Raw genomic sequence first — 22,931 nt, forward strand, 5'->3', positions numbered from 1 at the left:
ATAGTCCCAACCTCTTCTCTATTATTTAGCATAGGCAACTGCACGTTTTTCGCGAATTACCGTTACTTTAATTTGACCTGGATAATCAAGTTCATTTTCAATCCGTTTGGAGAGCTCATGTGATAATTTAATCGCTTGCAAATCATCAATTGCGTCTGGTTTAACCATAACACGAATTTCACGTCCTGCTTGAATAGCAAAGGCATTCTTAACGCCCTGGAATTCATTGGCAATGGCTTCTAGACTTCTAAGTCGCTGGATATAATTTTCCAATGACTCGCTACGGGCACCTGGTCGCGCAGCTGATAAGGCATCAGCGATTGCTACTAAGGACGCTATGATACTGTTAGCTTCAATGTCGCCATGATGACTTGCTACACTGTTAACAACCACATCATTTTCATGATATTTCATTACCAGTTCTGCCCCAATTTGGACATGGGATCCTTCAACTTCATGATCAAGGGCTTTACCAATATCATGAAGCAAGCCAGCCCGTTTTGCTAGACTGACGTCTTCGCCTAATTCGGCAGCCATAACACCGGCTAATTTGGCAACTTCTATACTGTGATTGAGGACATTTTGTCCATAAGACGTCCGATAATTTAATCGTCCTAGAATCTTAATTAAATCAGGATGAAGGGAATGAATGCTTAAGTCAAAGGTGGCTTCCTCACCAACTTCGCGAATTGTCGTGTCCATTTCTTTACGTGCCTTTTCAACCGCCTCTTCAATCTTAGCGGGATGGATACGCCCATCAGCAATCAAGCGATCCAAGGCATTCTTAGCAATTTCACGACGAATCGGGTCAAAACCACTTAAAACGACAGCTTCAGGTGTATCATCTACAATCAGATCAATACCGGTTAGTGCTTCTAATGTCTTAATATTACGTCCTTCCTTACCAATAATCCGACCTTTCATGTCATCATTTGGCAAGTGGACCACGGTTACAGAATTTTCTGAAACAGTGTCAGCACCTGATCGTTCGATTGCTTGTAGAATAATTTGTTTAGCAATACGATTCGCTTGGTCGTTCGCTTCTTGTTCAGCATTACGTATCATCACTGCTTTATCATGGACCAAGGTCTGATCCATTTCATCTAATAATAACTGACGGGCTTCATCACGAGTCATCGCAGCAATCTCGACAACTTTGGCTTGTCGGTCTGCGATTAATGATTCTGCCTTAGCCTCATTGGCCTCTAAATTTTTCTGACGATCACGTAAGGATTGTTCTCTCGATTCCAAGTGACTCTCTTTGTCAGAAAGTAAATTGTCTCGACGTTCTAAATTCTCTTCCCGTTGATTCAATCTATTTTCTTGTGCTTTAACTTCACTACGGCGTTCTTTTAAGTCGTCTTCAATATCATTACGATATTGTTGCGCTTCTTCCTTCGCATTAATTTTAATTTCTTTGCTTTCCGCTTCTGCATCACGACGAGCATTTTCGATAATGCTCTTAGCAGATTGCTTAGCATCATCAATTTCTATACTTTGTTGCGTTTTTATTGTGCGAATACCGATGAATGCACCAATAATGAAGCTAACAATTAAAGTAACGATAGCGAAGGCAATTTCAGTAAACCCCATAGTCTCACCTCCGTATCTATTTAATTGTTAATTACATTGCTTTTAATCACTATATGTCTATAACATACATTAGTAATTGTATATTTACATGAGCTAATTGTCAACGGACATCCCTACGCTACCCTCCATATAAGCCAGTTAAAATAAACAGTTATTATTCAAAAATGGCCACTAGTTTCTCTATCACTAGTGGCCATAGTTGATGCTATCAATAAAATAGACAGCTTATTCTGTCGCAGTATCAGATTCTTGGTCTAAATCTAAACTTTCTTGACCTTCTTTGTTTGCTTCTTCTAGAGCAGCCAATTCTTCTGCTGATAATTTGCCATCAGGTCCAATACCGAAATGAAGACGCACTTTACGGTCAACGTCAGCTAAAATTTCAGGATTTTCTTTCAAAAATTGTTTTACATTTTCCCGTCCTTGGCCGATACGTTCATCACCGTAAGAGTACCATGACCCACTTTTGTTAATAATGTCTAATTCAGAGGCTAGGTCAACCAATTCCCCTTCTTTGGAAATTCCTTGGCCATACATGATATCCACTTCTGCGGTTTTGAATGGTGGGGCCACCTTATTCTTCACAATTTTAATCTTAGTTCGGTTACCAATCACTTCCTTGGCTTCCTTAATTTGCTCTGCCCGACGAACTTCTAAGCGAATAGTAGAATAGAATTTTAAAGCTCGACCACCAGGAGTGGTTTCAGGGTTACCAAACATAACACCCACTTTTTCCCGAATTTGGTTGATAAATAAAGCAATGGTTTTGGTTTTGTTGATTGACCCTGATAATTTACGCAAGGCTTGTGACATTAACCGCGCTTGCAAACCAATATGAGAATCGCCCATCTCTCCTTCAATTTCAGCTCGTGGCACTAAGGCTGCAACAGAGTCGACAACGACAATATCAATTGCCCCTGAAGACACTAAGGCATCAGCAATTTCTAAGGCTTGCTCCCCAGTGTCTGGTTGCGATAAGAGTAACTCATCAATATTTACCCCTAAATTAGCTGCATATTCAGGGTCTAGGGCGTGTTCCGCATCAATAAAGGCAGCAATCCCACCGCGCTTTTGAACTTCTGCAATGGCATGGAGGGCGACGGTTGTTTTACCAGAGGATTCCGGTCCATAGACTTCAATGATACGTCCCCGTGGATAGCCACCAACACCTAGGGAAATATCCAAAGCTAGTGAACCAGTTGGGATGGTTGATACCTTACGATCAGCTTGTTCCCCTAACCGCATAATAGAGCCCTTACCATAGTTACGTTCAATTTTCTTCATGGCTTCATCAAGAGCACGTTTACGGTTTTCATCGTTTTTTTCGTTAGTCATTCACTGTTCCTCCTCTATTCTTCTCTCACTCATTGTAGCGATTTTTTTACAGTAAAGCAAGTAAAATGCGAACAAATGTTCTAGTTAATTAATTCTAAGTAAGCCGCATAAACAACACGATGACGAACTGCCTCACGATTACCATTAAAATGGTAACTTTTTACCTGAGTATGGCCATTCTTATAAGCGAAACCTACAAAGACTGTGCCCGGTTTATGGCCTTCTAAAGAATCCGGACCAGCTACCCCTGTAAAGGAAACGGCAATATCACTAGCAAATTTTTCACGAGTTTTTTCTGCCATAGCCCGTGCACAAGCCTCTGATACCATACCCTCACTGTCTAGAAGATCTTTAGGAATCTCTAACAGTCTTTGCTTGGCTTGACGACTATAGGTAACCAGGCCCCCTTCCAGAACAGCTGAAGCTCCAGGCACACTAGCCAATAAATCAGCTGCCAAACCAGCTGTCAAACTTTCTGCAAATGCAATCCGTAAGTGGTCGGCCTTCAACTTATTCTGTAAGGCATGGGCAGGGCTGATATGCTCCCCTTCACCGAAGATATACTCACCCGCAATCGCTTCAATTTTTGCTATCATATCCGCAATTAGACCATCAGCTTCTTCCTGAGTCTGGGCACTAGCAGTAATTCGTACCGTAATTGTATAGTCAGAAGCATAAGTGGCTAAAGTTGGGTTTTCTTGGTTCCGAATCAAGTCGTCAAGTTTATCAGCCAACAAAGACTCTCCAATACCAAAGAAACGTAGATAGCGTGACTTAATCACTAGGTCTTCATTCAACCATTGACGAATATAGTCTTGACCATAATTTCTGAACATAGCTTGTAATTCCTTAGGTGGACCAGGAAAAATGAGATATAGATGTTGATTTTTCTCAATCACTGTCCCAATAGCTTGGCCATTATCATTAGGCATCAAGTCCCCATTGGCAAGGGTCGCTGCCATCTTTTCATTAGAAGAGACCATGACCCGCCCTTTAAAGGAGGCTTTCACATTCTCTAAAGACTCTGAGTCAATCACAAGTTCCTCATTTAAATACTCACCAAGACACTCCTTCGTTAAATCATCACGGGTAGGCCCAATGCCTCCCGTTAAGATAATGATATCAGACCGTTGCTCGGCTTGTTGAATCACCGCTATCAAACGTTCAGGATTGTCTCCCACTACCGTTTGAATATGGTGAGACAATCCCATTTCATTGAGGCGTTGAGCAATAAACTGGGCATTACTATTAACAATCTGTCCCATCAATAATTCCGTTCCTACAGCAATAATTTCTGCCTTCATATAAACCTCCTAATTATAAATACGTATTTTATTCGCAAAAAAAACAAGGAAAATAAAAATTTAGAAAGGAGAGGCTGGAACAAAACGTTCCAGCCTGCCTTAATTATAAAAACTTGTCAATTAAATATGCATTAGGCAATCCTCTTACCTTATAGCCCATCTTTAAATACATGAGTATTCTTAGCAAAATAGTCGTAACCAGAATACAAAGTAAAGAACAAGGCTAGATAGAGTAAAAGTGTTCCCAATGAAAATGGTAAGAAGCCAAAAGGAAAGTCACCAATAAGCAAGAAAATTATGGCCAACATTTGCGTAAAAGTTTTAACCTTACCTGGCCATTTCGCAGCCATCACTTCACCCGATTGCACTAAAAGTAATCGCAAACCAGTCACGGCTAGTTCACGCATAATAATTAAAGCGACTACCCAAGCCGGTGCCAAACCAATTGTAACCAGTTCAATCAAAGCAGTGGCTACCAGCATCTTATCTGCCAAAGGATCAGCAAATTTACCAAAATTTGTCACAATATTATCGCGACGTGCAATATAGCCATCCAACCAGTCGGTAAAGGAAGCTAGCGCAAAAATTAACATAGCTATGACTAAGGGGATATTAAGGGTGGAGCCAAATACAGCATAAGTCCCGCGGCTCGCTCCCCATTCGGCAAAAATCATAAAAACAGGAATCATGGCAATACGGATAACGGTTAATTTATTTGGTAAGTTCACTTTACCACTCCTTCTCAAAAAATCTTTGACTTTAACCTTATGTTAACACGAATTCAACTATTGAGGGTCGTGATTTGATTGGTCTTCTTCTGTAATCAAGACCTGACGTGGTTTGGATCCATCTTGGGGACTCACATAATTATGAGCTTCTAAATCATCAACCAGGCGGGCTGACCGATTATAGCCAATACGAAACTGTCTTTGTAACATAGAAATAGAAACGGTATCACGACTTTTCACAAAATCAAGTACTTGATCCCACAATTCATCTAAGTCTTCGCTAGCTTCAGTACTGGTTGATTCACTAGGCATCATGGCTTCAACATAGTTGGCTTCCTGTTGGTTTTTAACAAATTCTACTACATGTTCAACCTCTTCATCCGTAATATAGGCCCCTTGAACACGGATTGGTTTGCCTTCACCCATTGGCGTAAAGAGCATGTCTCCTCGCCCTAGCAGTTTTTCGGCCCCATTTTGGTCAATAATAGTTCGGGAGTCAGTTCCACTAGAGACAGCAAAGGCAATTCGAGAAGGGACATTGGCCTTAATAATCCCAGTAATAACATCCACTGAAGGTCTTTGTGTGGCTAGAATCATGTGAATTCCAGCCGCCCGGGCCATTTGAGCCAAACGCATAATAGCTGCTTCTACCTCTTTAGAGGCAACCATCATTAAATCAGCTAACTCGTCCACAATAACCACAATATAAGGGAGCTTAGCCTTAGCTTCACCCTCTTCTTGGGCGTTCTGAATATGCTCATTATAGCCATCAATATTTCGCTGTCCTGTCATGGCAAAGAGTTCATAACGACGTTCCATTTCTTCGACTACCTTATTAAGGGCTTGTGCTGCCTTACGTGGATTAGTCACCACTGGAGTTAATAAGTGAGGAATACCATTATAAACGTTGAGTTCAACCTTTTTGGGATCAATCATCATTAATTTGACTTCATTAGGTTTGGCTTTCATTAGAATGCTAACAATCATCCCATTAATGGCCACTGACTTCCCTGATCCAGTTGAACCAGCAACCAATAGATGGGGCATCTTAGTGAGATCAGCTGATTGGATATTTCCTGAAATATCCCGCCCCAAGGCTACATTAAGTAACTTATCCGTTTGCTCTTGGTTTTCAAAACTGTCCCTAAATGAGACCAGGCTCACTCTTTGATTAGGCACTTCGATCCCGATAAAGGACTTGCCAGGAATGGGCGCTTCAATACGGATATCCTTGGCAGCTAAGGCTAGAGCAATATCATCAGCTAAATTAACAATTTTGCTCACCTTAACCCCAATAGCCGGTTGGATTTCATATTTGGTTACAGCTGGACCTAAGTTAGCCTTGGTCACTTTAGCATCCACATTGAAACTAGCAAAAGTAGCTTCTAACTTGCGCACATTTTCCTTAATGACTTCATATTCGCTACTTTGGTCAACCTGGCGAATCGGGCGCAATAATGTAGAAGAAGGCAATTGATAGTCAGGATTTTCGTGCTCACCATCCATTGTAATAGCCCCTAATTCTTCTTCACTTAAGACTTCATCGTCTTCTTCAGCATTCCCTTGGTCAGGATTTACTTGACTTTCAGGGCGATCAACAATATGGTTACCCTTCTTGGATGATACGCTAGGATGATTATCCTCGACTAAATCACTTTGATTACTAGTAATAGGTTTAGGGCCAACAATTTCTACTTCAGAATGGTCATTACTAGTAGGTGTTGGTGCTTCTGTCTCAACGACATTTTGTCTATCTTCTTGAGTTGGTAAGCTAGCTTTGTCTTTATTATTTTTCCCCGCAGCTTTATCAGCTCGAGCTTCTTTTCGTTTAGTGTGCCACTGAGTGATCTGACTTTTACTTGCTTGATAAAAATCTGCCCACCAGTCGGCCAGGCTTAGTCCAATCAGTTGAAAAGCCTGCAAAAGGTCACTAGCAGAAATACCAAACAAGAAGCATAAGATAGCGATTAAAGCCATGCCGATGATAATATAAGTCCCTAATTGGCTTAAGGCAAAATAACTTAAACTATAGAGAAGGGCTCCTACTAGCCCTCCCCCTAGCGTAATATTAGTACTTTCCGGCATAAAATTAGCCACACCTCGTTGCCAGGTGCTCGTAATTATGGAATCATCGCTTGCTGCTACATTTTGGTAAGTCCAAGCATGGAATAATAGGGCCAGTACCGGTAGCAAAAGTAAGACCGTAAGATGGAGACGATTCCTGATTTTTGGCAAATGACCCGAAAATAAATAGGTCAATGCCCCGTAAGCTAAAACAATTAGGACTGCAATATAAAGGTCTCCAATAAAAAGCTGGATTAAGTGATTAATTAAACGTCCAAAAAAGCCTAAATGGGCAATTCCAATAATACTAATAAATAAGATAATAATTGCTGTGACTTGCCATTGGACATTTTGTTTTTGTTTTTTATTCGTGCGTTTTTTTCTCGTTTTGGCCACAAATGTCCTCCCTTTCATCTTTGTTTTCGTTAACTTGGTGACTTGCTTGGTCAATCATTACCCCTATATAAACCTGTTCATCATCCCCACAGGCGGCACAATAGGCATAGTCTCCAGGGGTCCAAGCAGCCCACATGTGAGGTGATTTTTCTTTCTTGTATGCAAATTTGTCGGTGTATTTGGCTTTTTCTTTTTGGTAGGCTGACTCTGCTGCCGGTAAATCAGTCCATGAAGAGCGATGCAAGACTTCTATGCTATCTTGTTCCCAATCCAACCACCAAGGTTCTGAGAAAGCTTTTATCGTTAAGACGTGAAACATATCAGTTGCCTCCAATCAGTAGCTAATTATAGCAAATAATGCGTTATTTTTCATTCATTGAGGTATAACGGAAATTTAATTGAAAATACAACTTAAGTTGCTTTTGTTTTGCCTATGGAAAAGTTATAATCTATCAAAGAGGTGATAATATGAAGACTTATAAATTACTAGCTCGTGGCCGGGTACAAGGTGTCGGCTTTCGTTATACTTGTACGTCCTTAGCAAAGAAAGTCAATGTCTTTGGTTCGGTTAAAAATCTTGCTAATGGTGATGTGGAAATTATCCTCCAAGGTGAGGGTAATAATCGTGAAGAATTCATCACGCAAATCAAAAACAACCAAGTTAATTCTGCAGCTCAAGTTGAATCCTTAGAAGTCATTGATACATATGATGCTCAAGAAATGAATGACTTTCAGATACGATATTGAAATTGTTAAGGCTTTTAGATAAAATAGGAACGTTATTAACTTTTATCAAAAAACACTATATAAGGAAGTGACTGTGTGCAAAACAAGAAAAAACAACTGCCTTGGCGGTTACTCACGTTGACGGCAATAACGAGTCTGGTTTTATCCGGCTGTGCCAATCCAAATAATCCAGACGGTATTGTTTATCGGACCATTGGTGGTCCCATTGAAGCCTTAATTGAATGGTTGGCTTCAACTTTCAATGGGAATTATGGGATTGCGATTATCCTAATCACGCTTTTAATTCGCTTGATTTTACTTCCCTTGACTCTTAACCAGTTAGAGTCATCCACCAAACAATCCATTAAAATGCAACAATACCAACCTTATCTCAAAGAAATTCAAGAGCGGCAAAAAAATGCGCAGACCCAAGAAGAAAAAATGGAAGCTGCCATGGCTCAACAGGAATTTATGAAGGAAAACAACATTAACATGCTAGGCGGCATGGGTTGTCTACCCCTCCTATTACAATTACCTATTATTACTAGTTTGTATACTGCCATTCGAGTAAGTGAGTCCATTAACTCTGCTAGTTTCTTAGGTATTCCGCTTGGTGAGCCAAGTACACTTCTAGGAATCATTACCATCTTACTTTACTTTGTTCAATCCTGGATTTCTGTACAAGGCATGCCTGAAGAACAACGCAAACAGATGTCCATGTCGATGTATATGATGCCAATCATGATGGCAATGATCGTCTTTACCTCTCCAGCTGGTCTAACCCTATATTTCTTAGTCGGAGCTTTCTGGGCAATTGGTCAATCACTCTACACTACCTTTATTTACAAGCCAAAAATCAAAGCCCAAGTAGAAGCGGAACTCGAAAGCAACCCGATAAAGGTTAAAACTAAACAAGCTCAAGCTAAAGATGTTACCAACTCCGTCAAAAAAGAAAACACCAACAACAAGGAAAAACAAAAACAAATCAATCATAAAAATCGTAACCAAGGCAAACAACAAAATAACAAAAAATAAATTCGGAGTGTGGGCCAACCGCACTCAGTAACCTAATAGATTACGACAAAAAAGAGCCAAGCCACTTCATTTAAAAATGAAATGGCTTGGCTCTTTTAATTTTTGACTTCATTTAATTAAGCAAATTGAGCATTGTAAAGATTAGCATAGAAACCATCCATAGCCATTAATTCATCATGGTTACCAATTTCTACGACATCCCCTTTATTCATCACCACAATTTTATTAGCATCACGGATGGTAGACAAACGGTGGGCAACGACAAAGGCTGTTCGTCCTTCTAAGAGTCGTTGCATGGCTTTTTGAATCATAACCTCCGTCCGAGTGTCCACACTAGAAGTGGCTTCATCCAAAATAATAATTTCTGGATTACGTAGAAATGCCCGTGCGATAGTGAGTAATTGTCTTTGTCCTTGTGACAAGTTACCCCCATCTTCACTTAAAATAGTGTCATAGCCGTCTGGTAGAGTCGCTACAAAGTGATCCACATTAGCTGCTTTAGCAGCTGCTAAAGTTTCCTCTTCGCTTGCATTTGGCGACCCATAACGGATATTGTCCCAAATGCTGCCATTAAACAACCACGCATCTTGCAGTACCATTGAAAAACGTTCACGTAGATCATCGCGACTGATATTACGCACATCCACTCCATCTAGACGAATCGCACCAGAGTCAACATCATAAAAACGTTCCAACAAGTTAATCAAGGTCGTTTTTCCTGCACCTGTTGGCCCTACAATAGCAATAGTTTCTCCTTCAGCAACATTCAAGGAAAAATCCGTCATAATAGGTTGGTTTTTCTCGTAGCCAAAGGCAATATGGTCGAAGCTAACCTTATAGTCATTATCTACTTGATCAGGTAAGCCTTCAGGATTGGCCATCTCTTCTTCATCCAAGACTTCAAATACTCGTTCCATGGCAGCAATAGTCATTTGAATAGAATTAGTTAATTGGGCTAACATTCTAAATGGGTTAGAGAATTGATTAACGTATTGCAAGAAAGCTTGCACTGTCCCAATTGAAGTTGAACCAGAAATAATCATCAACCCACCAAAGAAAGCAACACCAATATAGGCCATATCTTTAACGGCTCCTACCATTGGATTCATTAGACCCGCATAGAATTCTGCCTTCCAAGATGCTTCATTCAAATCATTAGATTTCTCAGCAAAAACTTGCGCTTCATAATCTTGTTGGTTATAGACCTTCACAATTTCTTGTCCTGTGTAAATCTCATCAATATAGTCGTTAACCACACCCAAACGAGATTGCCGTATACCAAATTGCTTTTGCGCACGAGGAACGATAATTCGCATCACAATTAAGATTGCCGGAGCCATTAGTAAAACAATAATTGCTAATGGTCCTGACATAGAAAACATAGTAAAAAATATGGCAATAATTTGTACTAAGGATGTTGTCACTTGGGTAATAGTTTGCCCCAAAGCATTAGAGACTTGGTCCATATCATTAATCGCCCGAGACAGGATTTCCCCTTGACCATGGTGGTCAAAATAAGCAATTGGCAAACGTCCCATCTTAGCTTTTAAATCACGACGTAATTCATAGACTGTGTTTTGGGCAATTCTAGCAGTTAGGAATTGCTGTAAATAACGGAAGAGACTAGCAAAACCATAAATTCCTGCCAAAACTGCTACAGTCCGTTTGACTGCATCAAAATCAATAGGAAATTGGCCGTCAGTCTGCCCTTGTGACACCCCATCAAAAATAATATTAGTAATATCTCCCATTACTCGTGGCAATTGGGCATGGAGAACAGCAGATAGCGAGGCCATCACTAAAACTAGGAGGACCAACCAGGATTTAGATGACATATAACGAATCATACGTTTCAAAGTCCCAAAAAAGTTATTGGCTTTAGTGTGTCTATTTGCCATTAAATATCCTCCCCTCTCATTTGTGAATCAATAATATCTTGATAAATTTGGTTATTGGCTTTTAATTCTTCATGACTACCTAAACCAACAATTTTACCTTCTTCTAAAACTAGTATTTGGTCAGCATCTACAACTGTATTAACACGTTGAGCAATAATAAATGTGATCGCTGTTTGCGTCTCTGGTTTTAAGGCTGCTCGTAGTTTAGCATCTGTTTGGAAGTCTAAGGCAGAGAACGAATCATCGAAGATATAAATATCTGGCTGACTGACAATAGCTCGAGCAATACTCAAGCGTTGCTTTTGCCCACCAGAGAAATTGTTCCCACCTTGTTCCACACGGGCATCTAATCCATCTGCTAATTCATTAACGAAATCAGCTTGAGCAACTTCTAAGGCATGCCAAATTTCTTCATCACTAGCTTGCGGATTTCCGTAGCGCATATTTGAGCGAATTGTTCCAGAGAATAAAATACCTTTTTGTGGGGCATAGCCAATAAGCGCTCGCAAGTCGGCTTGTTTAGCCTCACGTACATCCACGCCATTAATTTCAACACTACCTTTGCTAGCATCATAGAGCCGGGTAACCAGGTTAGCGATCGTCGATTTACCAGCACCTGTTCCCCCAATGATCGCTACGGTTTGACCAGGTTGAGCAGAAAAAGAAATATCTTCTACTGCATAACGATCAGCCCCTTCAAAGCCAAAACAAACATCATTGAACTGTACACTCAAAGCTTTATCTTTTAAACTTTGCGCTTGGTCAGGATCACTGATTGAAACTTCTTGGGCTAAAACTGCATTAACCCGCTCTGCTGATACTTCCGCTCGTGGCAAGAAGAACATCAACATTGAAACCTGCATAATACTCATTAAGACTTGAACAGCATATTGAACAAAGGCAATTAAATTTCCTGTTTCCATTTGACCCACACTAATTAATTGTGCCCCATTCATAAAAATCAAAACATTAGATACCCCAATTGTCATAAACATAATCGGTAGAATAAGGGCTAATAAGGTAAAGGCACGAATGGCTGTTTGCCGGAAATCATTATTTACCTCATCAAAACGATTTTCTTCATATTCAGTGGTATTAAAGGCCCGAATAACTCGAGTCCCACTCAGACCTTCACGGAAAACTTTATTCAAACGGTCTGTTTTCTTTTGAATAGACCGGAACAAAGGATTGGCAAATTTAAATAAGATAACAATTCCTAAAACAATTAAAGGTAGGGTAATCGCAAAAACCCAAGCTAATTGAGGTTCGCGTTGATAAGCAAAGAAAGCTGATACCAACATAATAATTGGTGACAAAATAATTAAACGCAAGGTTAACATGGTCACCAATTGAATTTGCATAATATCATTTGTCGTTCGAGTCATTAAAGTAGATGTCCCAAACTTAGAAATATCCTTCTTAGAAAAGGCCATCACTTTAGCAAAAATTTCTTTGCGCAAACGATTCCCTAGACCTTGCGATTCTTTGGCAGACATCCGGGTACTGGTTATTGCTAATACAATCGTTAGCAGATTAGCCAAAAGCATGATGCCTCCAATGCGATATACAGTTCCCGTATCACCTTGGATGGAGCTAGAATTCAGCACATCTGCTGCCATAGATGGCAAAATTAAAAATAGCGCGGCTTCCATAAAAACTAGTAAACAGATAATCGCTACTTTGGTCTTATTTAGTTTTCTCCATATTTTGAACACGTATTACGCTCCTTTCATATAATTCCGTATAACAATTTGGTTCGATTGAGGCCACTTGTTTGCTTATAATGAATTGAAAAGTAAAAAAATAGGCATAGAATGCCCATATTACAACTTATGTTATTAAATTCTGACAAATATAATTGCTTCAAGTACCTATAATCAACACAACCACTATCCTACCGCTTATTGTTAAGATAGTCAATCATTCTGATTAGTTTTAGCTAGTAGATAGGGACATGAACTTCATAAAAGATTAAGGCTGGTATATCATTTCCAGCCCCGTTGTTTTATATGACAATCTACGATTCAACCCAAGAACTTTTCATCTCATCCTCACAGTCGAGTTCTGAAATGCAGCTCCTTCGACTTTTTCTTAAAGACGTTTGGATAAGTTTTTCTTACCCGTCACACTTTAGTTCAACAGCTCCGAGCTCCCGCATTTCATCTCATCCTCTATAGTCGGGCTCCAAAAGTCAGAACAGACTGCCTTTCCCAAAATCTCTTAGATGGCTTTTTGACATCTTTCGCGTCTTGGTCCAAGGCTTCTGTTCTTAGCGACTTTTGTCACACCCTGTTTAGTCGAGCTCGCAATCGCAGGGTCGGCGTCCATTTCTGAATGAGCCATTAAAATGGCTGCCACCATTTTTTTGTCTCCTTCCGATATGGTCCGTCCCTGGTCACGATTGACTCACATCCTTTTAGTCGGGCTCTGAAATGCAGGAGTGGCATCCTTCACATTAACCTTCGTTTTGTCTTAAAATTGGTAATCGAATGTGGAAATTAGATCCAGCTCCTAGAGCAGATTCCACAAATATACTTCCTCGATAACCTTTAATGAGTTCCTGAGCAATGGCTAGTCCCAAACCATTACCGCCTTTTTCTCTGGACCGCGCCTTATCAACTCGGTAGAAACGGTTAAAGACTTTGCCTTGATCTTGGACAGACATCCCTTCACCAAAATCTTGAATGGCAATTTCAATATAGTCAACAGCTTCTACTGACACTGAAATATGGACTTCTTTTCGGTCAGTTGAATATTTCACGGCATTATCCATTAATATAATTAAAACTTGTTCCAAATGATTACGATACATTTGAATTTGATAATTGGTGCGTAAATCATCTTCTAAGAAGAAATGAAAATCAGGATAAAGAAGTTTAAAGTTTTGATACACCCCATGAATAATCTCTTTGACTTCAGTAGTAGCGTCATGGAACTGTATATCTACCTGGCCAGCTCGGGATAAATCGAGCATCTCTTGCACTAAAATTTTCATGCGTTGAATTTCATGTAAAGAGGCGGTTAAGGATTCTTCTAATATCTCGGGGTCTTTCTTGCCCCAACGATTAAGTAATTTGAGATGTCCTTCAATTACAGCGACAGGAGTTCGTAATTCATGAGACACATCTTCCACAAAATTAACCTGCTGTTTGATATAGGAATCCATTTTATCCATCAAATCATTTATGGATTGAGAAATATCAGTCATCTCACCATTATAATTATCAGCATTTAAACGTAAATCAGAGATAGTATCCGCATTAATAGCGACTAATAATTGTTTCATTTGTTGGATGGGGAGTAAAAATAAATAAGCCAAAGAAAAACCAATAAATAAGGCCAATAATCCACTAGCAATAACATAAAGCCACCAATAATTAGGCATAGCTATCCCTAGCTTAAGTGCTTGAAAATATGTAATGGCTGGCCATAACATAGCCGCTAGAAAAATAATCAGGCTTAAGAGGAAACCCCATTTCCATAGCAAAGAAAAGGGGTTAAAAATGGTTTTTATAAATCGTTGTAATCGTTTCTTCATTCGTCCGCTGTCCTCATCACATAACCTGTACCACGTACTGTTTGAATATAGCCCACTTGGTCAGGTAGATCAATCTTGTTGCGGAGATAACGAATATAAACATCAACCACATTAGTCTCCACTTCATTAGAATAGCCCCAAACCTTATTGAGGAGTTCAATCCGTGGCAAAACGACATTGATATTTTCCATCAAAGTTACCAAGAGTTCATATTCTCGTTTGGTCAAGTTAATTAATTCATCACCACGATGAACAATCCGATTTTCCTTCTCAACTGTTAAATCACGGAAGGTTAAAGTCGTTTGTTTTTGTCGTTTATGGGTATCTTCAATATCAACACGCCGTAATAAAGCACGGATACGAGCTAATAATTCTTCGATAGCAAAAGGTTTAACAATATAATCGTCAGCACCATGATCTAAGCCAGATACACGGTCAATAACTGAGTCTCTAGCCGTCATAATAATGATTGGCACATCAGATTCTGGCCGTAAACGTCGGCAGACTTCAATCCCATTGATTTCCGGTAGCATTAAATCGAGCAAAATCAAGTCCCATTCATCATCAAGGGCACGTTCCAATCCCTTGCGTCCATTCATGGCAATTTCAGTATCGAAGCCTTCATGTTGAAGCTCTAACTCAACAAAACGGGCGAGATTCTTTTCATCTTCAATTATTAAAATACGTTGTTTAATCTTTTCATCCATAAGAAATCTCCAATCTAACCCCGTATTGACTCATGCTTAGGCATCGATTTCCTTTTCTTCATTCCATAAGAAGTGGTAGCTTCCTGTTGAGTCAACGCGTTCATAGGTATGAGCCCCAAAGTAATCACGTTGGGCTTGAATCATATTAGCCGGTAAGGTTTCAGTTCGATAACTATCATAATAAGATAAGGCTGAAGTTAATCCTGGCACAGGAATTCCGGCAGTAATTCCTGCGGCCGCCACTTGACGAGCTGCCTCTTGGTAGTCATCAGCAACAGACATGAAGTAATCATCGAGGAGGATGTTGTCTAAGTCAGGATTCTTATCATAAGCTAACATAATTTTTTCTAAGAATTGCGCCCGGATAATACATCCTGCTCTAAAGATTTTTGCTATTTCCTGATAATTCAAGTGCCAATCATATTCCTCACTAGCTACCCGATATTGGGCAAAACCTTGTGCATAAGACATAATCTTAGCAAAATATAAGGCCTGGCGAATTTTCTCCACAAACTCATTTTGATCACCAGAAAATGAATTAGCTGCTGGACCATGTAATAATTGACTAGCTTTTTCTCGTTCTTCTTTTAAGGCAGAAATATAACGCGCATAAACCGACTCTGTAATGGTTGGGAGAGGAACACCTAAATCTAAGGCTGATTGAGAAGTCCATTTGCCAGTGCCCTTATTACCGGCTCGGTCGAGAATAACATCTAGCATTGGTTGACCAGTTTGTGGATCCTTTTTAGTTAGAATATCAGCAGTAATTTCAATTAAGAAGCTGTCTAATTCACCCTTGTTCCACTCTGCAAAATAATTAGCAATGCGATCAACAGAAAGGTCAAGGTAACGACGCATCAAGTCATAAGACTCAGCGATTAATTGCATATCACCATATTCGATTCCGTTATGAACCATTTTTACAAAATGGCCGGCCCCATTAGGCCCCATATAGGCGACACAAGCTTGCCCATCACTTGGTGCTTCGGCAGCAATTTTTTCTAAAATTGGTGCCACTAGATCATAAGCTTCTTTTTGACCACCTGGCATCAGGGACGGTCCTTTAAGAGCGCCTTCTTCCCCACCGGAAACGCCCATACCAATAAAGTGAATACCTGATTGGGCAAGCTTCTCTGACCGTCGCATAGTATCTTGGAAGAAGGTATTCCCACCATCAATTAAAACATCTTCTTCATCTAGCAATGGTAATAAGTTTTCAATCATCTTATCAGTAGCTACTCCAGCCTTAACCATCAAGATAATTCGTCTAGGACGTTCTAAACAATCAACAAATTCTTCTAGGGACTGAGTACCCACTAATTTTTTGTCAGGATGTTCTGCTATAACAGCCTCCATTTTGCTGGTTGTTCGATTATAAATGGCTACTTCATAGCCACGACTCTCGATATTTAGGGCTAAGTTCTTCCCCATAACCGCCATACCGACAACCCCGATTTGTACCTTAGACATTTATGTTCCTCCTCAGCTTAAAAAACGATGATAAATCCTTTACTTATATTATCAAAAAATGAGAATATTGGAAAGTTTTCTTATTAGATAATCTTACCATATAATACGACATTGCAAGTAAATATGGTATACTGGGTAAGAAATTTCTAAGAAAGGGATTGTAAAAATGAGTAAACGTGAAAAAAGACAATTAAAGTCTGAAAAACAAGCAAAAATGACCGCTCAAGAAAAGCATGCCAAGAAAAAAGAAAAACGCCAAAAACGCGGGAAAATTTTTACTTGGGTCATGTTAATTGCAATCATTGCCCCAGTTCTCATCTCTGCTATTATGGCAGTTGGACGTTACTTTGGATTATTCTAATCGATTTTTGCAGCAAACTGGCCACTGCCAATGATTAATAATAGAAACAAAAAATGAGGCTGGGACAAAAGTCCCAGCCTCATTACAATATACGAATAGTATCTTCTAGTTGAGCTCGCACTCGCTATTAGCAGTCATTTGGTCCAAGGCTTCCGTCCTAGCGCTTTTCATCGCACCCTGTTGTTCTTAGTCTTTAACTTCTTCAACAGCAGCAAATGCTTTTTCGTAATCAGGTTCATTAGTGACTTCAGAAACAAGCTCTTGATAAGCTAATTGACCTTGGCTATCAATCACGAAAATTGAACGTGCTAATTTGTCGAGTTCTGGAATATACACGCCATAATCTTTACCAAATTTACTAGCTTCATTATAAAGCGGAATCACAGCTTCATGTTCATCGGCCCAGGTTTTTAAGGAGTCATTGTCATTTAAGGAAATGGTGACTACTGCAATATCTTCAGCAGCTATTTTAGCATAATCGTTAATCTTATCTGATTGAATCGAGCATACGCTAGTGTCAATATCAGGTACCACCGAAATTAGTAGGGTTTTTCCAGCAAAATCAGCTTTACTTACTGATTGCCCTTCAACATCTTGTACTGAAAAATCAGGTGCTGGTTGATTTAATTCTGGTAATTGTCCTTGTAAATCAACACTTTCTCCTTTAAATGTTACGCTTGTCATTCTAAAATCACTCCTTCAAAATTAGTTAACTATAGTATAACAAGGATTCAGAGGGAAGCCCAATCATCTGATTAGAGAAGGTCAGCAAAGTCTTCTGTTTGAACTTTGTTTTTACTATTTGGATAAATTTTTTCAACCTTTATATTAGCTACTGCGCGATCAACTAGTCCATTGATATCCAAACGCTCTTCATAATAAGCAATATCATCAAGACGTGGTTTAGTTTTTGGTGATGGAGGAGCAAAAACGGTACAACAATCTTCAAAAGGTTGTATCGATAAATCAAAAGTATTAATTGACTCAGCAATAGCAATAATATCTAACTTATCCATTGTAACTAATGGACGAATAATCGGTGTCGAAGTCACAGCGTTGATCGCGTACATCGATTCTAGGGTTTGTGAGGCCACCTGACCAATAGATTCTCCATTAACAATAGCTAAACCATTATATTGCTGGCGTAATTGGTCAGCAATCCGCATCATCATCCGCCGAGTAATCGTCATTAAATAAGCGGCAGGGACATGTTCTTTAATAGCTTCTTGGGTCTCAGTAAACGGAATTTCGACAAAGTTAATCCAACCACCAAAGTAAGTCAATTTTTCAGTTAAGGCTTTAGCTTTTTCCAAGGCTTGAGGACTAGTATAGGGTGGTGAAGCAAAGTGAATAGCTGTCAAGCGAATTCCCCGCTTCATCGCGAGATAACCCGCTACCGGTGAGTCAATCCCACCAGATAACATTAAAACCGCGTTTTGGCTAGTTCCTACTGGCAAACCACCAATGCCTTGGATCCAGTCAAAGCTCAGCAAAAAATCTTGTTTACGAACTTTGACACGAACAGTTAAATCGGGTTGTTTCATCTTTACTTGTAAATTAGGAAATGACTCTGCTAATTGTCCTCCCAAGTCACGGTTGATGGTATTGGTGTCATAGTCATAATCGTGGTCAGAACGAGAGGTAGCAACCTTAAAACTTTTAATACTTGGATTTTTTTCTAGCTCTTTTTCAACCAATTTAGTGGCATTAGTCATTAAAGCAGAATAATCCCTAGGCATTTCATAGGCCAAAGAATAACTTTGAATACCAAAGACATTTCCCAATCGCATTTCAACTTCCTCTAGTGGAGCCCCATTCAAATTAATAAACATAAAATCATATTCGCGTTGAATAGTGACTTGGGGATAGTCTTCCAATTGTTGTTTGATATTCCGACCCAGGGTATTAATAAAATCCTTTTTATTTTTTCCTTTAGTCGATAATTCACCATAGCGAATCATAATTTTTTCTTTCATAAATACTCCTTACTGAATTTTTGCAAATTTGGCAACCAACTTATCCATTACTTGAAGAAAATAATCAATCTCTTCCATAGTGTTATCACTACCAAAACTCAAACGACAAGCATAAGAAGCCCAATCACCAGCTACTCCCATGGCTTTAAGGGTAGAAGAAGCTTGATCAGTAGCACGACTAGAACATGCAGAAGTGGTTGAAGCATAGATTCCTTCATTTTCAAGAGCGTGTACCATGACTTCACCACGTACCCCTCTAAGAGCAAAACAGAAAACATGGGGGGCTTGATTGGGAGCAGAAAAGATTTTGAAATCAGAGTTTTTGCTCATATAAGCCCGAATTTTTTCTTGAAATTGTTTATGATTAGCATTTTCTTGGCTAGCATTTTCCATAGTCAACCTCATGGCCTTAGCCATGGCTACAATTCCAGCTAAATTTTCGGTAGAGGACCGAAGTTGCCCTTCTTGGCCACCCCCATCCAATAAAGGACTAAGTTTACGATTAGCCTGCTTATAAAGAATACCGACACCTCGAGGACCATTGAATTTATGCGCCGATAAAGAGAATAAATCCACCCGAGGATGAATAAGAATATCGGTAAATTTTCCTAGGCTTTGCACCCCATCAACATGGTAGTGAATACTAGGATAATCATTCAAAACCTCCCCAATTTCAGCAATGGGTTGAATAGCTCCTACTTCATTGTTGACTGCCATAATACTTACCAGAATAGTATCATCGCGAAGGGCTGCCCGCAAGTCATCTGCTGAGACAAGCCCTTGCTTGTTAACGGGTAAATAAGTGACATCAAAGCCTTGACGCTGCAAGTGTTCAAGTGACCGACGTACTGAGGGGTGCTCAACCTGACTACTGATGATATGACGTCCAAAATTGCCCTTTTCCATTGCCGTCCCTTTAAGAGCAAAGTTATTGGATTCCGTTCCCCCAGAAGTGAAGATAATTTCTTTGGCTTGGCAAGCAAACAGGTCAGCTATTTGCTGGCGAGCACTCTGCAAGAGTTTATTGGCTTGGTTACCCAAATCATGCAAACTAGAAGGATTCCCATAATAGGTTTCCATAGTAGTTAACATAGATTTAAGCACCTGACTATCAAGCTTAGTTGTTGCGGAATTATCAAAATAAATTTCGGTCATCAGTATTTTCCTTTCTGCTTTCCTCTAAACAAGAAGCAACCCTCCTTGCCTAAGCTTAGAGGGTTGACTTCCAACATTAAATGTTTTTATTGGCCTTATCTTCTTGGTAGAAGGCAATAATCTTATCTTTTGCTCCTGGTTCATGTTTTTCAATTTCTTGGGTCAAAAGCTCAAAAGCTTCTTGGTACTTAAATTCCTGATGGAATAGTTGGGTGGCTCGATCAATCACTTGGCCAATTTCTGGAGAGTGTGGCCGGTAGCGATTAGCATATTGAATGGCATCTTCTGTCAAAATAGCATAATCAACAAAAGCTTCCGTTTCTTGGTCTAATTGTTCTAAGGCTTCAGCAATAGCTTGAGACAGAGCTTCAATATCATTCATATCTAATTTTACTCGGTTCAATTTTGTAGATAATTCGACTATCTGATCATCTGTATCAAAATAACGATCTAAGAAGTCGTTAGGTAAGCCGGGGAGGTGATATTTCTCCACTGTTCGTTTAATATTGCGAATATCGAGTTCGTAAGCATAAAGATCATCTTTGGCATCACGTTCGCGTTGTCTTAGGTTAGATAGAGAAATTACAATTTGTGTTTGACCTTTGTCAATCTCATCTAATCGCTGGTCAATTTCTTTGTATCGATTTTCCATGTCGGAGTAAGCAATAGTATGGGCGCCTAATTCTTGATTAGTGGCATCGAGATGGTCTTTTTCACGTTCAATTTGTTCCCCATATTCTTGCATTTTACCCATCTCATTTTCATAGAGAAGGTAGGATTGTGCCACGCGATCAACTTCCAATATCCCATAACGGTTACTTTCCAAAACTTTTTCAACTTTACGTTGTAGACCGCCCTGATGTTTGCCAATATAATCCCGAGCATAAATTTCATTTTCCATGAGTGTATAAGTTTTATCAATTTGTACTTCTGATTTTTTCATCAAACTTTTAGCTTCACTAAGATCACAATCAGCAATTGCTTGATTAGCTTCCCCAACAAATTTTTCAGATTTGGCAATTTCTTCGTCAACAGCAACTGATTGTGGGAAGACAAAATTTTCATCTAACATTTGTTGGTAACCTGAAGCCATATCACTAAGCTGCTCTTCATATTCTTCTTTAACCTTTTGATTAAGCTCAGGTATTTCAGCCATCATGACTTCTAATTCATCAATATCAGCATTCACCTGGTCTAAGACCTCACCGGCTTCGATAAAGTCACCCTCATTCATAATTTGATTAAACTTGGTAAAGTCTAATTCAATATATGAAAGATTTTTCTCCAAAACTTCAGCTGAAGCTCCATAATTATAAGAGTGAGCAAGTAATTGTTTACGAATAGCCGCATAGCGATCATAGCTAGAGTCATAATTTTTCTCATTAGTAGCTTCACTGTTTAGAATATCTGACAGACGTTGATTAATAGCCTTAACATTATCTTCGGTTTCATTTAATAACTCTTCAACCTTACTTGCCGTTTGCCGTGCCTTAATCAAAGAAAATTTATCAGTATCTGCTTGAGCAGTCACTAAAGCTGCTTCAATCTCAGGCAACTTATATTGGTTAACCGTTTGCCAATTTGCCTGTTCACTCTCATAAACACGTCTGGTTTTTCCAGTAACATTTTTATTACGAAGAGTAAATAATTTGTCGGCAACTGGAATCGAAATGATATCTTGTTTCCGCTCATCTAATTCCATATTTGCTTGGGTCTGCTTGCGCCCCAAAAAATATAGAAGACCATAGCCCACTAAGACAATAATAATTAAAATGAGCAAAGCAATTAAAAAATTCACATGCGCTCCTCCAATTCAACTTAAGTCCGGCCCTACTTCCTAGATAAAAGCCTGCCATATAGACATAATTATAGCATAGACGCCAAGCATAATTAAAGACATCTCATTATTTATTTGTGACCTGGCAATTGATTAACATCTTTAGACATAAAAATGCCCAAGTAGGAAAGCTAAGCATGCTTAACTACTTGGACAGAAAATTTATTATGATTAGCCTAACTTGTTGTAGTATTCAACGATTAGGGCTTCATCAATTTCTTGGTTCATTTCGTCACGTTCTGGTAAACGTGTTAATGACCCTTCAAGTTTTTCTTCGTCGAATTGAACATATGGTACATGGCCATATAATCCTTCAACAGAATCCTTGATGATTTGTAATTCTTTAGATTTTTCGCGAACAGCGACAACTTGACCAACTTCTACATGGTAAGAAGGGATGTCAACGCGTTTACCATCCACAGTAATATGGCCATGGTTAACTAATTGACGAGCTTGACGGCGAGTAGAAGCTAATCCTAAACGGTAAACCACATTGTCTAAACGTTGTTCTAGTAAAATCATGAAGTTAACACCATGTTTACCTTCTTTGATTTTACCAGCTTGGATAAACAAGTTAGCAAATTGTTTTTCATTCATACCGTATAGGTAACGTAATTTTTGTTTTTCTTGTAATTGTGTCCCATACTCAGATAATTTACCACGACGGCTGTTACCGTGTTGGCCTGGAGCATAAGGGCGACGAGCTAATTCTTTACCAGTTCCAGAAAGTGAAATACCTAAACGACGAGACACTTTCCAGCTTGGTCCTGTATAACGTGACATTTATAAATTCCTCCATTTTATTATG

At 39.3% G+C, this 22,931-nt stretch carries 20 protein-coding genes; 3 read left to right on the forward strand and 17 right to left on the reverse strand.

What is annotated here, in order from left to right:
- Positions 1-21: 21 nt before the first annotated feature.
- The 6 genes from rny to OW157_RS05215 all read right to left on the reverse strand — a co-directional run bounded on the left by rny (position 22) and on the right by OW157_RS05215 (position 7,739).
- The gene (gene rny / locus OW157_RS05190) at positions 22-1,593 is read right to left on the reverse strand and encodes a ribonuclease Y (protein ID WP_268752295.1); all 1,572 of its coding nucleotides are present in this window, start codon (positions 1,591-1,593) and stop codon (positions 22-24) included.
- A 225-nt stretch (positions 1,594-1,818) separates the two neighbouring features.
- Entirely contained in the window at positions 1,819-2,928 is a 1,110-nt protein-coding gene (gene recA, locus OW157_RS05195) for a recombinase RecA (RefSeq protein ID WP_268752296.1), read from the reverse strand.
- 80 nt (positions 2,929-3,008) lie between these two features.
- Positions 3,009-4,232 carry a competence/damage-inducible protein A gene (locus OW157_RS05200; RefSeq protein ID WP_268752297.1) on the reverse strand — a complete coding sequence of 408 codons (1,224 nt, stop codon included), beginning with the start codon at positions 4,230-4,232 and terminating at the stop codon, positions 3,009-3,011.
- 149 nt (positions 4,233-4,381) lie between these two features.
- Positions 4,382-4,960 (reverse strand): CDP-diacylglycerol--glycerol-3-phosphate 3-phosphatidyltransferase, encoded by a 579-nt coding sequence (gene pgsA, locus OW157_RS05205; protein ID WP_268752298.1) that lies wholly within the window; start codon positions 4,958-4,960, stop codon positions 4,382-4,384.
- Positions 4,961-5,017: 57 nt separating this feature from the next.
- On the reverse strand, positions 5,018-7,438 hold the full coding sequence (locus tag OW157_RS05210) for a DNA translocase FtsK (protein WP_417882749.1): 2,421 nt from the start codon (positions 7,436-7,438) through the stop codon (positions 5,018-5,020).
- Positions 7,389-7,739 (reverse strand): DUF1033 family protein, encoded by a 351-nt coding sequence (locus OW157_RS05215; protein ID WP_268752300.1) that lies wholly within the window; start codon positions 7,737-7,739, stop codon positions 7,389-7,391. The genes OW157_RS05210 and OW157_RS05215 overlap by 50 nt, the downstream gene beginning before the upstream one ends.
- Before the next feature lie 149 nt (positions 7,740-7,888).
- Here OW157_RS05215 and OW157_RS05220 point away from each other — a divergent pair, with 149 nt between their 5' ends.
- Positions 7,889-8,167 (forward strand): acylphosphatase, encoded by a 279-nt coding sequence (locus OW157_RS05220; protein ID WP_268752301.1) that lies wholly within the window; start codon positions 7,889-7,891, stop codon positions 8,165-8,167.
- A 75-nt stretch (positions 8,168-8,242) separates the two neighbouring features.
- Positions 8,243-9,181 carry a membrane protein insertase YidC gene (gene yidC / locus OW157_RS05225; protein WP_268752302.1) on the forward strand — a complete coding sequence of 313 codons (939 nt, stop codon included), beginning with the start codon at positions 8,243-8,245 and terminating at the stop codon, positions 9,179-9,181.
- 116 nt (positions 9,182-9,297) lie between these two features.
- Here yidC and OW157_RS05230 read toward each other — a convergent pair whose 3' ends face one another.
- From OW157_RS05230 to gndA, 6 genes are all read right to left on the reverse strand, one after another.
- The gene (locus tag OW157_RS05230) at positions 9,298-11,079 is read right to left on the reverse strand and encodes an ABC transporter ATP-binding protein (protein WP_268752303.1); all 1,782 of its coding nucleotides are present in this window, start codon (positions 11,077-11,079) and stop codon (positions 9,298-9,300) included.
- Positions 11,079-12,794 (reverse strand): ABC transporter ATP-binding protein, encoded by a 1,716-nt coding sequence (locus tag OW157_RS05235; RefSeq protein ID WP_268752304.1) that lies wholly within the window; start codon positions 12,792-12,794, stop codon positions 11,079-11,081. Before OW157_RS05235 ends, OW157_RS05230 begins: the two co-directional genes overlap by 1 nt.
- A 505-nt stretch (positions 12,795-13,299) precedes the next feature.
- Positions 13,300-13,440, reverse strand: a complete 141-nt coding sequence (locus OW157_RS05240) for a hypothetical protein (RefSeq protein WP_268752305.1) — start codon at positions 13,438-13,440, stop codon at positions 13,300-13,302.
- Positions 13,441-13,534: 94 nt separating this feature from the next.
- Positions 13,535-14,617, reverse strand: coding sequence for a sensor histidine kinase (locus OW157_RS05245; RefSeq protein WP_268752306.1), 1,083 nt, complete (start codon positions 14,615-14,617; stop codon positions 13,535-13,537).
- Positions 14,614-15,324 carry a response regulator transcription factor gene (locus tag OW157_RS05250; RefSeq protein WP_268752307.1) on the reverse strand — a complete coding sequence of 237 codons (711 nt, stop codon included), beginning with the start codon at positions 15,322-15,324 and terminating at the stop codon, positions 14,614-14,616. Before OW157_RS05250 ends, OW157_RS05245 begins: the two co-directional genes overlap by 4 nt.
- Before the next feature lie 36 nt (positions 15,325-15,360).
- Positions 15,361-16,794, reverse strand: a complete 1,434-nt coding sequence (gene gndA, locus OW157_RS05255; protein ID WP_268752308.1) for an NADP-dependent phosphogluconate dehydrogenase — start codon at positions 16,792-16,794, stop codon at positions 15,361-15,363.
- Between the two features lie 166 nt (positions 16,795-16,960).
- Here gndA and OW157_RS05260 point away from each other — a divergent pair, with 166 nt between their 5' ends.
- Entirely contained in the window at positions 16,961-17,155 is a 195-nt protein-coding gene (locus OW157_RS05260; RefSeq protein ID WP_268752309.1) for a MerR family transcriptional regulator, read from the forward strand.
- 186 nt (positions 17,156-17,341) lie between these two features.
- Here OW157_RS05260 and OW157_RS05265 read toward each other — a convergent pair whose 3' ends face one another.
- From OW157_RS05265 to rpsD, 5 genes are all read right to left on the reverse strand, one after another.
- Entirely contained in the window at positions 17,342-17,839 is a 498-nt protein-coding gene (locus tag OW157_RS05265; protein ID WP_268752310.1) for a thiol peroxidase, read from the reverse strand.
- Between the two features lie 71 nt (positions 17,840-17,910).
- On the reverse strand, positions 17,911-19,131 hold the full coding sequence (gene thiI / locus OW157_RS05270) for a tRNA uracil 4-sulfurtransferase ThiI (RefSeq protein ID WP_268752311.1): 1,221 nt from the start codon (positions 19,129-19,131) through the stop codon (positions 17,911-17,913).
- Between the two features lie 9 nt (positions 19,132-19,140).
- On the reverse strand, positions 19,141-20,286 hold the full coding sequence (locus tag OW157_RS05275; protein WP_268752312.1) for a cysteine desulfurase family protein: 1,146 nt from the start codon (positions 20,284-20,286) through the stop codon (positions 19,141-19,143).
- 76 nt (positions 20,287-20,362) lie between these two features.
- Positions 20,363-22,084, reverse strand: coding sequence for a septation ring formation regulator EzrA (locus OW157_RS05280; RefSeq protein ID WP_268752313.1), 1,722 nt, complete (start codon positions 22,082-22,084; stop codon positions 20,363-20,365).
- Positions 22,085-22,294: 210 nt separating this feature from the next.
- A complete protein-coding gene (gene rpsD, locus OW157_RS05285; protein ID WP_268752314.1) occupies positions 22,295-22,906 on the reverse strand; it encodes a 30S ribosomal protein S4 in 612 nt (203 codons plus the stop codon).
- Positions 22,907-22,931: the final 25 nt, after the last annotated feature.

Source organism: Aerococcus kribbianus (genome assembly GCF_026805545.1).
Classification (GTDB): Bacteria; Bacillota; Bacilli; order Lactobacillales; family Aerococcaceae; genus Aerococcus; species Aerococcus kribbianus.

Excerpts from the sequence above, each read along its gene's own strand:
- OW157_RS05250 (WP_268752307.1), bottom strand. The coding sequence starts at position 15,324 with ATGGATGAAAAGATTAAACAACGTATTTTAATAATTGAAGATGAAAAG.
- OW157_RS05245 (WP_268752306.1), bottom strand. The coding sequence starts at position 14,617 with ATGAAGAAACGATTACAACGATTTATAAAAACCATTTTTAACCCCTTT.
- OW157_RS05275 (WP_268752312.1), bottom strand. The coding sequence starts at position 20,286 with ATGACCGAAATTTATTTTGATAATTCCGCAACAACTAAGCTTGATAGT.
- OW157_RS05200 (WP_268752297.1), bottom strand. The coding sequence starts at position 4,232 with ATGAAGGCAGAAATTATTGCTGTAGGAACGGAATTATTGATGGGACAG.
- rny (WP_268752295.1), bottom strand. The coding sequence starts at position 1,593 with ATGGGGTTTACTGAAATTGCCTTCGCTATCGTTACTTTAATTGTTAGC.
- OW157_RS05215 (WP_268752300.1), bottom strand. The coding sequence starts at position 7,739 with ATGTTTCACGTCTTAACGATAAAAGCTTTCTCAGAACCTTGGTGGTTG.
- OW157_RS05240 (WP_268752305.1), bottom strand. The coding sequence starts at position 13,440 with ATGGTGGCAGCCATTTTAATGGCTCATTCAGAAATGGACGCCGACCCT.
- OW157_RS05260 (WP_268752309.1), top strand. The coding sequence starts at position 16,961 with ATGAGTAAACGTGAAAAAAGACAATTAAAGTCTGAAAAACAAGCAAAA.
- thiI (WP_268752311.1), bottom strand. The coding sequence starts at position 19,131 with ATGAAAGAAAAAATTATGATTCGCTATGGTGAATTATCGACTAAAGGA.
- OW157_RS05220 (WP_268752301.1), top strand. The coding sequence starts at position 7,889 with ATGAAGACTTATAAATTACTAGCTCGTGGCCGGGTACAAGGTGTCGGC.
- OW157_RS05210 (WP_417882749.1), bottom strand. The coding sequence starts at position 7,438 with ATGAAAGGGAGGACATTTGTGGCCAAAACGAGAAAAAAACGCACGAAT.
- rpsD (WP_268752314.1), bottom strand. The coding sequence starts at position 22,906 with ATGTCACGTTATACAGGACCAAGCTGGAAAGTGTCTCGTCGTTTAGGT.
- OW157_RS05265 (WP_268752310.1), bottom strand. The coding sequence starts at position 17,839 with ATGACAAGCGTAACATTTAAAGGAGAAAGTGTTGATTTACAAGGACAA.
- gndA (WP_268752308.1), bottom strand. The coding sequence starts at position 16,794 with ATGTCTAAGGTACAAATCGGGGTTGTCGGTATGGCGGTTATGGGGAAG.
- recA (WP_268752296.1), bottom strand. The coding sequence starts at position 2,928 with ATGACTAACGAAAAAAACGATGAAAACCGTAAACGTGCTCTTGATGAA.
- OW157_RS05230 (WP_268752303.1), bottom strand. The coding sequence starts at position 11,079 with ATGGCAAATAGACACACTAAAGCCAATAACTTTTTTGGGACTTTGAAA.